This is a genomic window from Porphyrobacter sp. HT-58-2, from assembly GCF_002952215.1.
In the GTDB taxonomy this organism is placed as follows: domain Bacteria; phylum Pseudomonadota; class Alphaproteobacteria; order Sphingomonadales; family Sphingomonadaceae; genus Erythrobacter.
Map to the genome: position 1 here is coordinate 759122 of NZ_CP022600.1, position 15787 is coordinate 774908.

Genomic DNA, 15787 nt, shown 5'->3' on the forward strand with positions numbered 1-15787 from the left:
CATGCGCCATTTCGCCGCCGCCCTGCTTGCCGGGGCCGCCTGCCTTGCCAGCCTCATTGCCGCCCCGCTTGCGGCCCAGTCGAAGGGCAAGGCCGCCAAGACCGAAGACAAGTGGAGCGTCGAGGCGCCCAGGGGCGCGAAGATCAGGCAGGTGCCGATCCGTACGGACGAAGGCACATGGATGGACGTGGATGTGTCGCCCGACGGGCAGACCATCGCCTTCACCCTTCTGGGCGATATCTACACCATGCCGATCACCGGCGGCACGCCCAAGCGCATTGCGGAAGGTCTGGCATGGGATGTCCACCCGCGCTTTTCGCCCGATGGCACGCGCATCGCCTTCACCTCGGACCGCGGGGGCGGGGACAATATCTGGGTGATGAACGCCGACGGCAGCGACAAGCGGCAGGTGACGAAAGAAGACTTCCGCCTCCTGAACCAGCCCGCCTGGTCGCCCGACGGACGCTTCATCGCCGCCAAGAAGCATTACACCACCGAACGCTCGCTCGGCACCGGCGAGGTATGGATCTACCATGTCACCGGCGGCGGCGGGGTGCAGGTGGTGGAGCGCGCCAATGACCGGCTCCAGAAGGAACTGGGCGAACCTGTCTTCGCCCCCGATGGCTCGGCGATCTACTACACCCGCAACACCACCGGCGGGAATGTGTTCGAATACGCGCAGGATTCGCAGAGCGGCATCTTCGCCATCGAACGCCACGATCTGGCCACCGGCGAAGTCACCACGGCGGTCTCCGGCTATGGCGGCGCGGTGCGTCCCGCGCCTTCGCCCGATGGCAAGGAACTCGCCTTCGTTCGGCGCGACAAGGACCAAAGCCAGCTCTGGGTGAAAGACCTCGCCAGCGGGCGCGAGCGGATGATCTACGGCAAGCTCGATCTCGATGTGCAGGAGACCTGGGCGGTGACCGGGGTCTATCCCAATATCGACTGGCTGCCCGACAGCAGCGGAATCGTGTTCTGGGCAGGCGGCAAGCTCAACCGCGTGAACCGCGACGGGTCGGGCCATGCGGTGATCCCCTTCGCCATCAACGACACCCGCGGCATTGCCGACGCGCCGCACCCGGTGATCGAGGTATCGCCCGAGAGCTTCACCACCACCATGCCGCGTTTTGCCATGCTGTCTCCCGATGGCGCACGGGTGGTGTTCGAAAGCCTCGGACGGCTCCACGTCAAATCGGCCAAGGGCCGCGACCTGCCGCGTCCGCTGACCGGCGATGATGCCGACGTGGTCGAAGCCTTTCCCGCATTCAGCCGCGATGGCCAGACCCTTGCCTATGTGCGCTGGAACGATGCGTCGCTGGGCGAAATCGTGATCGCCGATGCGAACGGCCAGAATCGCCGCGTGCTGACCGGGCCGGGGCATTTCGGCAACATCGCCTTTTCGCCCGATGGCAGCATGATCGCCTTCGAAAAGCGCCGCGGCGGATATCTCACCGCGCCTGCCTTTTCCGACAATGCCGGGGTCTATGTGATGCGCGCGGACGGCACGGACGAGCCGCGCCTTGTCAGCCGCGACGGGGCGAGCCCGCAATGGGGCGCTGGCTCTGACCGGCTGTTCATGCTGGGCCGCGAAGGTGGCGGGCTGGCGCTGGTCTCGACCGACCTCGACGGCGAGGCGCGGCGTGTCCACGCCAAGGGCGAACTGGCCAATGATCTGCGCATCGCACCCGATGGCCGCACGATCGCCTTCCGCCAGAATTACGAGGTCTTCGCCATGCCGCTCGTCCCCGGCGGCAAGCCGGTCGATGTCAGCGAGAAAGCGACCGCGTTGCCTGTGACCAAGGTCAGCACCGGGGGCGCGGACTATCTCGGCTGGGCCAATGGCGGCGAGACGCTGTTCTGGTCGATCGGTCCGACGCTCCAGAGCGCGCGGGTGAGCGAATTCTTCGCCGCCGCGCCCAAGGCCGATGGCGACAAGACCGCAGCCTATACCCCGCCCACCACCGGTATCCCGCTCGGTGTGACGGTGGAAAAGGCCAAGCCCACCGGCACCACCGTCATCACCGGCGCGCGTATTCTGACCATGAAGGCAGGCCTTGCTGCCGATGACGCAGGCGTGATCGAAAATGGCGTGATCGTCATCGAAGGTGACCGCATCACCGGAGTCGGCCCGGCGGGGAGCATCGCCATGCCGGCGGGCGCGACAATGATCGACGCCAGCGGCAAGGTGATCATGCCCGGCCTTGTCGATGCCCATGCCCACGGGCCTTACGGGGTCGGCGATCTGATCCCGCAGCAGAACTGGACGCTGTTGCAGGATCTGGCGATGGGGGTGACGACGATCCACAATCCGTCATCGCAGGCCAGCACCGTCTTCGCCGCTGCCGAACGCCAGCGCGCCGGGCTGACGCTCGGCCCGCGCATCTTCTCCACCGGCGAGATCATCTACGGGGCCAAGGCGCCGGGGGTCTATGCCCGGATCGATTCCTACGAAGACGCGCTGGCCCATGTGCGCCGGATCAAGGCGCAGGGGGGGATTTCGGTCAAGAATTACAACCAGCCCCGCCGGGAACAGCGCCAGATGGTCGCCCGCGCGGCGGCAGCGGAAAACATGCTGGTGGTGGCCGAGGGCGGATCGCTGTTCGGGATGGACATGAACCTTGTCGCCGATGGCAATTCGACCATCGAGCACAATGTCCCGGTCGATGTGTTCTATGAAGACGTGCTGCAGTTCTTCGGGGCCTCGAACAGCAATTACACCCCGACGCTGGTGGTGACCTACGGGGGCCTCGCGGGCGATCCCTATTGGCGGCAGGCAACCAATGTCTGGGAGAACCCGCTGATGGTGCATACTCCGCCCAAGATGCTGCTGGCCGAGACCGGCCGCCGGGTGAAGGCGCCGGAGTGGGCCTTTATGGATGACAACAATGCCCGCGAGGCACGCAAGCTGGCACAGCGCGGGGTGAAGGTCAGCATCGGCGCGCATGGCCAGCAGGCGGGTGTGGGGGCGCATTGGGAACTCCGCAGCTTCGTGCGCGGCGGAATGAGCCCGGTCGAGGCGCTGAAGGCCGGGACCATCGTCCCGGCGCAGTCATTGGGCATGGCCAAGGACATCGGCAGTATCGAGGCAGGCAAGCTGGCCGATCTGGTGATCCTTTCCGCCGATCCGAGCGCGGACATCGCCCATTCGGACGATGTCGAGCAGGTGATGTTGGGCGGGCGGCTTTATGATGCCAAGACCATGAACGAAGTCGCCACCGGCACGGCGACGCGTCGGCCCTATTGGTGGGAAGGCGAGGGCGCTCTGGGTGCAGGCGGATCGCAGGAAGTGACTGCCGAGGGCCGGGGCCATGCCGATGGGGATGACGGGTAGCCAGCGATGTCGTCGTCCCGGTGAGCGCCGGGATGGCGGCTGGCGTTGACGGGTTCTGACCCTCGTCAGACCCCCGCTTGATCGCGTTCACCCCCCCCTCAAGGTCGGTTTGGCCCCGGTTAGACCCGGCCTTGCAGGTGCTTCACGTGAAACAATCGGCCTCCAGCAGCGTGCGCAGGTCTTTCAGCGCCTTGGCGCGCAACTGGTGGACGCGCGGCACGCTGACGTCCAGCACGGCGGCTATTTCGGTGAGGTTCAACTCCTCGACGAAGAACAGCTGGAGCACCAGTTTCAGCCGGTCTGGCAGCTTGATCATCGCCGCGATCAACCGCTCCCGATCCTCGGCGGCGCACAGCGCCTCGAAGGGGTCGGGATCGTCGCTGGCAAAGGCTAGGCTGGTTTCGTCATAAGCGTCCTCGATCGGGGTGAGGCGCACGCCTGAGGCTTCGATGGCGAGCAGTTCGGCATCGGAAACCTCCATTCTTTCAGCCAGTTCGGCGCGGCTCGGCTCACGGCCCAGTGACCCGCGAAGGGCTGCGAGCGCCCGTTCATAGGCGGTGCGCCTTGCCCGCGCGGTGCGGCTGTCGAGGGCGGTGCGGCGCACCTCGTCGAGCATCGCCCCGCGCACCCGGATCTTGGCATAGGCGGCAAATCCGTCCTCGGTTGGCCCCGCGTGCCGCTGGGCGCATTCGGTAAGGGCGAGGATTCCGGCCTGCACAAGGTCTTCGATTTCAAGGCCTTCCCGGCCCCGACCGTTGATGTGCCAGGCCGTGCGGTGGACCAGCGGGAGGAACCGGCGCACGCGGTCTTCGACCTCGGCACGCGAGGGGGAATAGCCTTGCGCCAGAGCGCCAAAGGCGGCGGGGTCATGCTTCATGCGGCAAGCTCCTGCATCTGCGGCGCGGCAAGGCCGGGGGGGTGCTCATCGCGGGCGCCGATCACGCCCACCACCGCAATCGGCTGGGCGGCGGGCAGCTCGGCGATCGACAACACTACGCAGCGCGGGCTGCGCGTCTTGAGCAGAGCGGCCAGCGCCCGACGCGCGGGAGGCTGCACGATCAGCGCAACCGGGCTGCCTTCGGCCTCGGCGACAGCGTTGACTTCGCGCACAATCATGCTGCCGCAATCCGGCTCGATCAGCGGTTGTCCGGTCGCGGGATCGACCATCCCGCCAAGGATCGCGCTTTCCAGCCCGGCATCGAGCGTGACGACCTTGAGCGGTTCGTCCGGCCCTGCAATCCGGGCCACCAGACGCGCGCCCAGATCGGCCCGCACGGCATCGATCACCGCGTCGAAATCACTGGTCTTCTGCAAGGCCAGCGCCAGCGAAGTGAACAGCGGCTGCGGGTGGGCAAGGCCAATCCCGTCGGCCAGCAGCGCGCGCAAGGTGCGGGTCAGCGCAGCGAGCGGGAGCGGATCGGGATAGACCGCCTCCACCAACGCAGGGGCGCGGGTCTTGAGCCCATCGACCCAGTCGCGCACCTCGTCCGGGCCGAGCAGCTGATGCGCTTCTGCCAGCAGGGCCTGATTGGCATGGGTGGCGATGACGGTTGAGGGATCGACCACCAGGAAGCCTTCGGCAATCGCGTGATCGCGCGCGGCGGGCGCGATCCACAGGGCCGGGCAATCGAAGCTGGGGTCGCGCGTCGGCTCGCCGGTCAGGCCATGTCCACCTCCAGCCATGGGGCGCACCTCGCCCGCGTCGATCGCGAGCAGCTTGCCGGGGCGCAAGCTCCCGCGGGCAACGCTGACCCCGCCCATCAGCACGGCATAATCCTGCGCCGCCAGATCGAGCGAGTCCCGGATGCGGAACTGCGGCAGGACAAAGCCGAGATCGCGGGACAGTTGCTTGCGGATCCCCGTGATGCGGGTGATGAGCGGCGCCCCCGCTTGCGCATCGACCAGCCCGACAAGACCATAGCCCAGTTCGATGGTGACCAGCGTGCTGTCGGCCACATCGGCCAGCACGATTGTGTCGGGGGAGGGTTCATCGATCGGTTCGGGGAGTGGCGCGGGCGCGTCGGCGCGGCGCTTCAGCTGCCACCAGATCACCGCGGCGATGGCCGCGCCGGGGAGGAAGATCGTCTGCGGCATGGCAGGGACAAGGCCCACCGCGCCAAGGATCAGCGCCACCGGCAGCCACCCGCGCGGATCGGCGAACTGGCCACCGATCTGTCCGGCAAGGTCGCGCTGATCGCTGACCCGCGTCACGATGGCTGCGGCGGCAATCGACAGCAGCAGCGCCGGCACTTGTGCCACCAACGCATCGCCTACAGCCAGGGTGACATAGGCTTCCCCTGCCGCGCTGGCCGACAATCCATGGCTGATCATGCCGATGGCAAAGCCGGCGATGATGTTCACGCCGAGGATCAGCAGGGCTGCCAGCGCATCGCCTTTCACGAACTTGCTGGCCCCATCCATCGAGCCGTAGAAATCGGCCTCGACGCTGACTTCGCGGCGGCGTTCGCGCGCTTCGTCTGCGGTGACGAGGCCCGCGGCGATATCGGCATCAATCGCCATCTGCTTGCCGGGCAGCGCATCGAGCACGAAACGCGCCGAGACTTCCGAGACGCGGCCTGCGCCCTTGGTGATGACGATCATGTTGATGATCATCAGGATCGCAAAGACGAACAGCCCGACGACGAAATTGCCGCCCACCAGAAAGGCAGCGAAGCTTTCGATCACGTGGCCTGCTGCCGCGCCGCCTTCATGGCCGCCCACCAGCACGACACGGGTCGAGGCGACGTTCAGCGCCAGCCGCAACAGGGTCGCGAACAGCAGCACGCTGGGAAAGCTGGAGAAATCGAGCGGGCGCCGCGCGTTCAGCGCGACCATCAGCACCGCAATCGAAATCGCGATGTTGAGCACGAAGAAGATGTCGAGCAGCAGCGCCGGGATCGGCAGCACCATCAGCGCCAGCAGCACGAAGATGCCGACCGGAAGTGCCAGCGTCGCGGGCATGGCCTGGAACCGGGCGAACGGCCCGACGAGAGCGGGGGACGGGTTGCGCATGGTCACAGGCCGAGCGCCTTCAGCCGGTCATAGGTGCGGCGGACTTGCGCCGGAGCAGCGAGCGGATCGCTGCCGAAGGTTGCTCCCAGCACCTGCGACATCGAAGGTCTTCGGGGAGGTCTGAACCCCGGCTGCGCTGCCGGGGCGGGGAAGGAGCCCAGTGTCAGCGGTGGGGGCGTGCCGGGGCCGAACACGGCCTCATCCGCGATCAGATAAGGCGTGGCGGTGAAGCTTGCCCCGGCATCGCCTCCGATATTGCCGTACTCCGCGCGGGCAAGGCGCATGGGAGAACTTTGGTTTGCAGTGGCCCGGTCGAGCGCGCGACCCATCTTGCCCTCGATCACGCCCATCACCTGCGCAAGGCTGCGCGCTTTGCCATCCGGGCTGAAGAAGATCGCGCGGTTGGCGGCAGCAGGCCGGGCGAACAGCGCCGACGCGCTTTGCCCGGGGTCGGCCTGCAATTCGGACAGGAACCGCCCGGCGCCCCCGGCTCCGAGGAAATGGGCAAGGTAGAGCTCGGCGTGACTGGGCTGGCGACCAAGGATCGGCGTCAGGTGCGCGCGGTTGTCTTCTGCGAGACCGGCGGCCATCAGCGAGGCAATCTGAGGATCGTTGCGCAGCGCGAGAATCGCCTCGCGCCGGGCCGGATCGGCGACATAACTACCACCGGCAGCCGTCGTCCTGATCTGGTCGGCCACGCTGCCAAGGCCAAAGCGATGCCCGTGGCGCTTGACCGTGTCCAGCCAGGTGCTGTCGATGAACTGGTACAGCCCGGTGGCGCTCGATGTCGCCGCGCGGGCATCGGGGTTCATGGCGGATTCGACCTCGGCCTGTGCAAGCAGGTAATCGAAATCGATCGTGGTGCGCTCGGCGGCACCGGCAATCGCGGCCTCGACCGAGCCGGTCGGGGCGGCGATCTGGCGCATGGCGGGCAGGGGCGCGCCATTCCGCATCGCCGCATGGGTGCGCGCGGCCTGTTCGAAACCGGCACGGATCGATCCGGCCGGAATGCCGAGGGTAGGATAGGACTGACTCACAGATCCTCCGCCTGATCGGGAGCGCCGCAGAGGGCAGCACTTTCACAGGCGGAGGGTTAGCAAACGCCGTGCCAGATGGGCGTGGGCGCGGATACGCAAGAACGCGTATGTCGTCAGAGCTAGGCTCGCGCCGGTGTGTAACTGGCGCGTGCAGCATGGCGCCCGCCGCCGAGCGCCTCGATCCGGGCGGCCACATTGGCAGCCAGCAGGTTGCGCACCCGGCGGTTGACGTCGTTGAGCTTGCGCGCCGTCTCCGCCAGCCCGCGCGTTTCGCCGTCGAGCATCTGCGGGCCGATCATGGCGATTGCATCGCACAGGCTTTCCTTGGCGTGCGCCGCCTCGATCAGATCATCGGCATCAAGCGCGGCAAGCGCGTGCCGCTCGCGTTCGAGCACGGCAATCATCTGCCGCAGGCTTGCCGCCAGCGTCGTGTGATGCGCCGCAGTGGCGGAAAGGCCCAGGGTGTCGGCCATCGGCTCAGCTCCGTTCGGGCAGCGACAGCGTGACCTGCGCGGCGATCATGGCGTCTGCGATCTTGGTCGGGACGAGCGGATAGGAGCCGTCCTGCAAGGCGGCACGGATCAGCGCGACACGCTCGGCATCGACCGGCGGCGTGGCGGCATCGCTCACGCTGGCGGTGGTCACTTCGAGGCTGATGCCGCTCGTGCTTGCGGGGGTGCCGGAGACGACGGCCGAGGAGCGAGAGCGCGCCTCGATCTGCGCGCGGTCGCCAGCGGCCACTGCGCGCGCGGCGCTGACGCTCGGCAATTTGCTCAGTTCGACAGAGGGCATGGGCAATGTCCTTGATGGGTTCCTGTGGACGAGAACGGCGGTCGGTGGGCGAGTTTAAGGGGGCGTTAAAACTATCCTATCCCGCCGGAATGATGGCGAGGCCGGGGCGCTCGATCCGGGCGCGCAGAGCCTCAGCCTTGCGGCTGGTGCGCACGAAAATCCACTCGCCGACTGCGCCCGCTTCCATTGCTTCGCCGGCCTGCTGGACGCTGAAGCCCCGTCCACGCACCATGATGGTCAGCGCATCGCCGCGCTTGACGGCGGGAGCGGGCTTGGCGGCTATGGAAACTGCCGACGCATCAGATGACGCGGCGACGGCAACGAAAATGCGCCAGTTGGTCGGGCCGGGACATTCGACCTGCACCGCTGCGCGCGACGTGCCATGCCAGCTCACCGCGAGCGGCCCCTGGCAGGCGGCCAGCTGCAAGCGGGGATCGGCCGGGGTGCGTGCGCCGCCCGGCGTGCCGATCGCGGCACCGGTGAAGGTAGCAACCGCGCGGTCAATCGCGGCCGGTTCGGTAACGGCGCGGGACTGGGCGGCCGCAGGCGGGCCATCACACAGCGCCACCAGAGCGGGCAATACCAGCGGAGCAAAACGCCAGCTCTCGCTGGAAATCGGGAGGGTAATCATGCTCGTAACCTTCCTTGTCCTGCGCCCTTGATTGGGGCGCTGTAATGCGAGGACCGACAGCCCGGCCCGCCTTGACCCGGATCACGCAGCAAAAGACATGCCAAGATCGCCCTGCGCACTGCCGACACGCCAACAGGCTTGCGTGGGTTACGTAGATGTCCGGGCAGGACACGTGGGGGTGATTAAGCGCGTTTTGGTAGAGGCATCGCACGAAGTTTCAGCTTGTGATGATCCGCCATGCCCTTTGCTTCCGGTTTTCTGTCCCGTTCTGTCCGCGCTGTGACGGCGTCTGCCGCCCGGCCCGAAGCTGACGTCCCCGCCCCTGCCGCTGCGCCCGCTGGCCGCCGCGCCGAGGAAGCCCGCCGCGCATTGCTCGACAAGATTGCAGAGTTCGTCATCCGCCACGATCTGGCGGTGACCGCGCCCAACCTTGCGACGATCTGCGGCGCGCTGTCGGGCTCCCACCCGGAACTCGCCCGCGCGCTGGTGCAGCGCGAGGTTGCTGGCGATCCGATCGACCAGCGCTGGCTTGATACGCTGGCGCGGCTCGACCCGGACGGCAACAGCCGCATTGCCGAGCTCGAGACGCTGACCGACAAGCTCGAATATGCGATGATGCGCTTTGCCCAGACTGCCCGCGCCGCGCAGACCGAAACCAGCGACCATCGCGGCGCAATCGGTGTGCAGATCGAGGCGCTGGCCGGGCCGGAGGAGCTGGCCGAGGTGCTCGACCTCTCGCGCGCCATGCTTGCCCGGATCGAACAGGTGGAGGCCGCGATGGCCCGCAGCGAGGCCGAGACCGAGCGCCTGCGCGAAAGCCTCGCCAAGGCGCGGATCGAGGCCGATGTCGATCATCTCACGCGTCTGCCCAACCGCCGCGCCTTCGAGCGACGGCTGGTGTCGGCTGCGCTGGAGGCGCGCTGCAAGGGCGAACCGCTGGCGCTGGCCTTCTGCGATGTCGATCACTTCAAGGCGGTCAATGATCGCCACGGTCACGATGCCGGCGACCGGGTGCTGTGTGCGCTTGCTGGAACCTTCACCGAAATGGCAGGCGATGCATGCTTCGTCGCGCGCCACGGCGGGGAGGAATTCGTGCTGATGTTCTATGGCATCGGCAAGGAAGCGGCGCAGGGCAGGCTTGATGCGATCCGACGGGCGCAAGCCGCGCGCCAGTTGATGAACCGCGAGACTGGACAGCCTTTCGGGCGCATCACCTTTTCCGCTGGCGTTGCCGAAGTTACCGAGGACGCGGACACCCGCAGTGCGCTTGCCCGGGCCGATGCGGCGCTCTACCGGGCCAAGCAGGAAGGCCGCAACCGGGTGATGCTGGGCTGACAATTCCGCTCAATGCAGCGCAGGTGATGCGACTGGCACACGGCCTCAACCTTGGGGCGGGGCGTCATAAGCAAGGCTGGCATAGACTTCTGCCCCCTTGCCCGGCGCAATGATCGTGCGCACCGCAACGCCGCTGCGACGTGCCTCAAGCGCCAGCGCCTCGGCCCGCGCCCAGGCCTCCGCTTCACCGCCTGCGGGATGCGCGGCGAAAACTGTCAGCGTGGCGCGCGGATCGGGTGCCTGTGCGGCCAGCCATTCGCTCAGTCCCGGCCCATGCGCGACCGGACGGAACAACGCTTGTGCCGCGGCGATTTCGGGCTTCGGCACAGGCCGGGTTTCTGCCTTGCGCGCGGCGCTATCGGCGAGACGGCGACCGGTCTCTGCTTCGGAAGCGGGCAGAGTTGAAAGTGTCAGCAGGAACAGGATCAGCGCCAGATCCGCAAGGATCAACTGCCAGCCATGCCCACCACGCGGCGTGGCTGCTGCGATAAAGCGGTTCATGCAACCCCCCGCAGATGCGTGCGTCGTTCCTGCGCGTCACAATCGATCCGGCCGATCTGGTCCGCGAACCATTCGGCCAGAGCGTCCCGGCTTTCCTCGTCCGCCAGCCCGCGCCGCTCGATCGCGCCTGCCAAGGGGTAGCAGACGAGATGCGCCAGGAGCGCGCCGTAGAGCGATGTCAGCACCGCGCTCGAAATCGCGCCCATGATCAGCGCCGTGGCTTCGCTGCCGGTGGTGGGCGCAAGCCGGGTGAGGCCGAAAAGTGTCCCGACCAGACCGAAGACCGGGGCCAGCTCGCCCGCCCAGATGAACACCTGTGCCGCGCTCAACCGGCGCGCTTCACTCAGCGCGCGTTCGCTGCGGCGAACTGCCCCCAGCGCGTCGATCACGCCGTGGCGCAGATAGGTTTCCAGCATGAGTCCCAGCGCACGGTCGGGCGGGAGTGGCGGGCTCGCGCGGTGGTGACCGTCCCTGTGGATCGCGGTGACAGCCTGGGCAAGCGTCTTGCGGTTCTGCTCGCCATCGAAGCTGCGCCGCGCCAGTCCGCCCGCCGCGCGCAAGGCCGCCCCGCAATCGCGCCAGCCGGAGCGGGCAGCCGTGGCGAGCACAGTACCGGCTACGACGATCCCCAGCGAAGCCGGATCGAACAGGCTGGTGATGGCGGTAGGCACTGCGGTTCCCCTCGTCTTCGACTGCACCGCCCCAGAACGGCAGGCCAAAGAGCGGATTAAGCCCTTGAGGGTAACGGCAGCCGCTTGCCCTGTTCCCGCTGAACGGGCGGCAAAAGTCTGCCGCCTCATCGCTTGCCTGCCCTGTTGTCCCTCAGCGCGGCGCATTTGGCACGCTTCCTGCTGAACCACTGGCGAGCGCGGGTCTTTCCCCGCATCACAAGGAGCTGTCCGACGTGAACGAGCGACTTTTCGGTATCCACGGCGCCGCGCTGACCCTGCGTTCGCAGCGCATGGGCGTGATCGCGTCCAACATCGCCAATGCCGCCACCCCCGGCTACAAGGCGCGCGACATTGATTTCAACGCCGCGCTTGATGCCCGGCTGGCGCGGGCGCACGGGGCCAGCAGCGCCAGTCCCGATGCCGGGATGGTGTGGCGCCGCCCGACCATGCCCTCGCTGGATGGCAACACGGTCGAGCTGAACCGCGAGCAGGTCGCCTTTGCTGAAAATGCGGTGGCCTATTCCGCCACGCTCAGTTTCGTGCAGGGCAAGGTCAACACCATTACCCGCGCGCTGAAGGGCGAATGACGATGTCTGATCGTCAGCCCATGACCCTGTTCAGCCTCACCACCCGCGCCATGAGCGCGCAGATGGTGCGGATGAATGCGGCGACTTCGAACCTCGCCAACGCCGGTTCCGTCTCCTCGACTGAAGAGGGCGCCTATCGCCCGATCCGCGCGGTGTTTGCAGTGGAGCTCGACCGCGCCTCTGGCCTTGCCGGGGTGACATCGAGCGGCCTCGTTCGTGCCGAGACCGCACCGACCAAGCGCCATGATCCGTCTCACCCGCTCGCCGACAGGGATGGCTACGTCTTCGAATCCCCCGTCGATGAGACCGCCGAGATGGTCGAGATCATGGAGAGCGCGCGTCAGTACCAGAACCTGGTTCAGGCGCTCCAGACCGCCAAGCAGCTGATGCTTGAAACCCTGAGGAGCCAGTAATGGAAACCACCGCCATCAACCCCGCTGCGCAGACCACGCTTGACCGGCTCAACACCCCCTCGCGGGTACGCGGCAGCGGGATGCAGTCGCTGGGGCAGGCCGATTTCCTGCGCCTGCTGACCACCCAGCTGACCATGCAGGACCCACTGGAACCCACCGACAACAAGGAAATGCTCGCGCAGATGGCGCAGTTTTCCGCGCTCGCGGCCACCACTGAAAGCGGCGCAACGCTTGAGGACATCTCGGCCAAGCTCGACCGGTTGATCGCGGCGCAGGAAGCCACCGCGCGTGCCGTGACCGCCCCCCAACCCTGATCATCGTTTTCCCTGCTGAAAGGATCACAGCCCCATGTCGTTCTTCACCTCCCTGTCGGGTCTGCGCAATGCCGAGACCGATCTGCGCGTCATCGCCCACAATATCGCCAATGCCGAAACCGTGGGCTTCAAGAAAAGCTCGGCCCAGTTTGCCGATCTGGTGGCCACCGGCGCGCCCACCGATCCGCGCCGCACTGCTGGCATCGGCGCAACCGTTTCGGCGATCACGCAGGATTTTGCGCTCGGCCCGCTCGAACAGACCGGCCGCAGCCTTGATATCGCAATTGACGGCGACGGGTTCTTCGCGCTCGAAAACCCGTTTTCGGGCGATCTCAGCTTTACCCGCAACGGCAATTTCCAGCTGCGTGCGACCGGCGAATTGCAGGATGCCAACGGCAACCGCCTGCAGGCCTTCCCCGTCGATGCGGCAGGCGTACCCACCTCGGCAGTGCCGACCAGCGTGATCGTGCCGCTCACCAATGCGGCGGGCTCGGCGCTCGCCAATGTCACGATCGACAACCGCGGGATTGTCAGTGCGGCCTATGCCGATGGCAGCGCGACCCCGATCGGCCAGATTGCCCTCGCGACCTTCGCCGCCACCGGAGGCCTGCGCTCGATCGGCCAGACCAAGTGGCAGGCTTCGGGTGACTCCGGCCCGCCGATCTTCGGCAATCCCGGCATCGGCAACAACGGCGAGATGATCAGCGGCGCGCTCGAACGCTCCAACGTCGATCTGGCTGAGGAAATGGTTTCGCTGCTCACCGCGCAGCGCAACTTCCAGGCCAATGCCCGCGCAATCGACACCGCGACGCAGATTTCGACCACCGTCATCAACCTGCGCCAGCAGTAAGGGCGGCTGACCGATGGACCGGCTGATCTACACCGCCATGACCGCGATGAACGCGGCGATGGACCGGCAGCGGGTGGTGGCGAACAACCTTGCCAACGCCTCGACGCCGGGCTTTCGGCAGGAGATCTTCGCGGTCACCCCCGCCACCCTGCAGGATGGCTCGCTGGAGGCCCGCGCCATGGCGCGCGGCAATGTCCGGGGCGCGGACATGAAGGCAGCGCGCGTGGTGCCGACTGGCAACCCGCTCGACGTGGCTTTGGAGGGCAAGGCGCTGATCGCCTACCAGTCGCCCGACCGCCAGGGCGAGATCTATTCCCGGCGCGGCGACCTCAGGGTGGCCACTTCGGGCGTGCTGGAAAATGGCGAGGGGCTGGCGGTACTGGGTGAAGGCGGGACACCGATCACGGTGCCGCCCGGTTTCAGCATCAGCCTTGCCGCCGATGGCACCGTGCTCGCCAGCGACCCTGCGACACCGACCGCCCCCGCCGAAGCGATCGACCGTATCCGGCTGGTGAACCCCGAAGGCAGCCCGCTCGCCAAGGGGATCGACAGCTTTCTGAAGGTGCCGGGTGGCGGCGTTCTGCCCCCCGATCCGACCGCGCGCCTCACCCCCGGTGCGCTTGAAATGTCCAATGTCGAGACCGCCGATACCCTCGTCCAGATGATCGAGGCGCAGCGCGCCTTCGAACAGCGCGCCAAGATCATCGCCACCGCAGGCGATCTCGATGAAGCCTCCAGCAGCCTGATGACGCTGCGCTGACCCTGATTTCGACCGGAGAACCGATCCATGCCCACTTCCGCCCTTCACGTCGCCCGCACGGGGCTTGAGGCACAGGATGCGCGGATGCGCGTCATCGCCAACAACCTCGCCAATATCGGTACCACCGGGTTCAAGCGCGACCGCGTGGATTTTGCCACGCTCGCCTATCAGGAACAGCGTGTTGCCGGGCAGAATTCGACCGGGCAGACCGCCTTTGCCGTCGGTCTCAACCTCGGCACCGGGGTGCAGGTGCAAGGCACCACGCGGATTGCAACCCAAGGCACGCTCAACGCCACGGGCGATGTGCTCGATCTGGCGCTGGACGGCGACGGGTTCTTTCAGGTGGAACTGCCGCCCGGCGGCCAGATCGGCTTTACCCGCGCGGGCAATTTCACCCTCTCGAATGATGGCACGCTGATCACGTCGCAGGGTTTCGCGCTGCAACCGCCCCTGCAGGTGCCGCAGGGCGCGCAGTCGATCACCATCGCCCCTGATGGCACGGTGAGCGCGCTGACCCCAGGCAATGCCGAGCCGACGCTGCTCGGCCAGTTGACGGTCGCCAGCTTCGTCAACCCGGCAGGCCTGCGCGCGATTGGCGACAACTTCCTGGTCGAAACAGCCGCCTCCGGCCCCGCCGAGCTTGGCTTTGCGGGCGAGAACGGGCGCGGGCAGATCCGTCAGGGGATGCTCGAACAATCCAATGTCAACGTGGTCGAAGAGCTGGTCGAGATGATCGAGGCCCAGCGCGCCTACGAGATCAATTCCAAGATGGTGAGCGCGGTCGACGAGATGCTGCGCAACGCCAACCAGACATTGTGAGGGAACTTATGAAGGGCCGCATCACTATCCTTGCCGCACCCTTGTTCATCACCGCCTGCATGGGCAGTGGGGGCAAGGGGCCGCAGATGGGCTTCACCGCGCCGCCGCCGCCGGGGGCTGCCATGATGGCCGCCGGGGCAAGCGATCCGCTGCTGGTCGCCGCGCCGCAACCGATCGCGCAGGGCGGCAGTGCCGGGGCGATCTTCCAGACGGGATCGGGCTATGCCGGCCTCGTTACCGGCACCCGCGCGCGGGCATTGGGCGACATGGTGACGATCATCCTCACCGAAGCAACCACCACCACCAAGAGCACCCAAGGGCGCACCAGCCGCGAAGGCAGCTTCGGGATTACCCCGCCCGCCAGCGGCCCGCTCGATTTCCTCAACCCCGATGCCCTTAAAGCTGCGGCCGAAGGGTCGTTCAGTGGAGGGGGCAATGCTGCGCAGCAGAGCCGCCTCAACGGGGCTGTCGCGGTGACCATCGCTGCGATCTACCCCAACGGCACCGCCGAAGTGGTCGGAGAAAAGCAGATGATGTTCAGCCAGGGCGAGGAATGGGTGCAGTTCGCCGGCCGCATCCGCCTGATCGACATCGACAGCGACAACCGCCTCGCCTCCTCGCAGGTTGCCAATGCCCGGATCATCTATTCGGGCAAGGGCGCGGTGCAGCAGGCGAGCCGTCCGGGCTGGCTCAGCCGCTTCTTCAACATGATCTCGCCGTTCTGAGGAGGCCTG

At 67.0% G+C, this 15787-nt stretch carries 17 protein-coding genes; 9 read left to right on the forward strand and 8 right to left on the reverse strand.

Annotated elements, in window-relative coordinates; all coding sequences use genetic code 11:
• Position 1 precedes the first annotated feature (1 nt).
• Positions 2–3331, forward strand: coding sequence for an amidohydrolase family protein (locus tag CHX26_RS03710; protein ID WP_104941208.1), 3330 nt, complete (start codon positions 2–4; stop codon positions 3329–3331).
• Between the two features lie 142 nt (positions 3332–3473).
• Here CHX26_RS03710 and CHX26_RS03715 read toward each other — a convergent pair whose 3' ends face one another.
• From CHX26_RS03715 to CHX26_RS03740, 6 genes are all read right to left on the reverse strand, one after another.
• A complete protein-coding gene (locus CHX26_RS03715) occupies positions 3474–4208 on the reverse strand; it encodes a sigma-70 family RNA polymerase sigma factor (RefSeq protein WP_104941209.1) in 735 nt (244 codons plus the stop codon).
• Positions 4205–6343 carry a flagellar biosynthesis protein FlhA gene (locus CHX26_RS03720; RefSeq protein WP_104941210.1) on the reverse strand — a complete coding sequence of 713 codons (2139 nt, stop codon included), beginning with the start codon at positions 6341–6343 and terminating at the stop codon, positions 4205–4207. Before CHX26_RS03720 ends, CHX26_RS03715 begins: the two co-directional genes overlap by 4 nt.
• 2 nt (positions 6344–6345) lie before the next feature.
• The gene (locus CHX26_RS03725; RefSeq protein WP_104941211.1) at positions 6346–7380 is read right to left on the reverse strand and encodes a transglycosylase SLT domain-containing protein; all 1035 of its coding nucleotides are present in this window, start codon (positions 7378–7380) and stop codon (positions 6346–6348) included.
• Between the two features lie 119 nt (positions 7381–7499).
• Complete coding sequence (locus CHX26_RS03730) at positions 7500–7853, reverse strand: flagellar protein FlgN (protein WP_104941212.1); 354 nt, start codon at positions 7851–7853, stop codon at positions 7500–7502.
• 4 nt (positions 7854–7857) lie between these two features.
• A complete protein-coding gene (flgM, locus tag CHX26_RS03735; RefSeq protein WP_104941213.1) occupies positions 7858–8172 on the reverse strand; it encodes a flagellar biosynthesis anti-sigma factor FlgM in 315 nt (104 codons plus the stop codon).
• Between the two features lie 76 nt (positions 8173–8248).
• Positions 8249–8803 (reverse strand): flagella basal body P-ring formation protein FlgA, encoded by a 555-nt coding sequence (locus tag CHX26_RS03740; RefSeq protein ID WP_104941214.1) that lies wholly within the window; start codon positions 8801–8803, stop codon positions 8249–8251.
• A gap of 237 nt (positions 8804–9040) precedes the next feature.
• Here CHX26_RS03740 and CHX26_RS03745 point away from each other — a divergent pair, with 237 nt between their 5' ends.
• Complete coding sequence (locus CHX26_RS03745; protein ID WP_104941215.1) at positions 9041–10138, forward strand: GGDEF domain-containing protein; 1098 nt, start codon at positions 9041–9043, stop codon at positions 10136–10138.
• Between the two features lie 45 nt (positions 10139–10183).
• Here the strand turns inward: CHX26_RS03745 and CHX26_RS03750 are convergent, their stop codons facing one another.
• Together CHX26_RS03750 and CHX26_RS03755 are read right to left on the reverse strand one after the other, a co-directional pair.
• On the reverse strand, positions 10184–10639 hold the full coding sequence (locus CHX26_RS03750; RefSeq protein ID WP_104941216.1) for a hypothetical protein: 456 nt from the start codon (positions 10637–10639) through the stop codon (positions 10184–10186).
• Positions 10636–11310: a MotA/TolQ/ExbB proton channel family protein gene (locus CHX26_RS03755; protein WP_172449676.1), complete on the reverse strand. Its 675-nt coding sequence runs from the start codon at positions 11308–11310 to the stop codon at positions 10636–10638. The genes CHX26_RS03750 and CHX26_RS03755 overlap by 4 nt, the downstream gene beginning before the upstream one ends.
• 233 nt (positions 11311–11543) lie before the next feature.
• Between CHX26_RS03755 and flgB the strand changes: the two genes are divergently transcribed.
• The 7 genes from flgB to CHX26_RS03790 are packed head-to-tail and all read left to right on the forward strand — an operon-like array spanning position 11544 to position 15778.
• The gene (flgB, locus tag CHX26_RS03760; RefSeq protein ID WP_104941218.1) at positions 11544–11897 is read left to right on the forward strand and encodes a flagellar basal body rod protein FlgB; all 354 of its coding nucleotides are present in this window, start codon (positions 11544–11546) and stop codon (positions 11895–11897) included.
• Positions 11894–12310 carry a flagellar basal body rod protein FlgC gene (gene flgC / locus CHX26_RS03765; RefSeq protein ID WP_104941219.1) on the forward strand — a complete coding sequence of 139 codons (417 nt, stop codon included), beginning with the start codon at positions 11894–11896 and terminating at the stop codon, positions 12308–12310. The genes flgB and flgC overlap by 4 nt, the downstream gene beginning before the upstream one ends.
• On the forward strand, positions 12310–12624 hold the full coding sequence (locus CHX26_RS03770; protein ID WP_104941220.1) for a flagellar hook assembly protein FlgD: 315 nt from the start codon (positions 12310–12312) through the stop codon (positions 12622–12624). Before flgC ends, CHX26_RS03770 begins: the two co-directional genes overlap by 1 nt.
• Before the next feature lie 34 nt (positions 12625–12658).
• Positions 12659–13474 carry a flagellar hook-basal body protein gene (locus CHX26_RS03775; RefSeq protein WP_104941221.1) on the forward strand — a complete coding sequence of 272 codons (816 nt, stop codon included), beginning with the start codon at positions 12659–12661 and terminating at the stop codon, positions 13472–13474.
• A gap of 13 nt (positions 13475–13487) precedes the next feature.
• Positions 13488–14234, forward strand: coding sequence for a flagellar basal body rod protein FlgF (locus CHX26_RS03780; protein ID WP_104941222.1), 747 nt, complete (start codon positions 13488–13490; stop codon positions 14232–14234).
• A gap of 27 nt (positions 14235–14261) precedes the next feature.
• Entirely contained in the window at positions 14262–15053 is a 792-nt protein-coding gene (gene flgG / locus CHX26_RS03785; protein WP_104941223.1) for a flagellar basal-body rod protein FlgG, read from the forward strand.
• Positions 15054–15061: 8 nt separating this feature from the next.
• On the forward strand, positions 15062–15778 hold the full coding sequence (locus tag CHX26_RS03790; protein WP_104941224.1) for a flagellar basal body L-ring protein FlgH: 717 nt from the start codon (positions 15062–15064) through the stop codon (positions 15776–15778).
• Positions 15779–15787 lie beyond the last annotated feature (9 nt).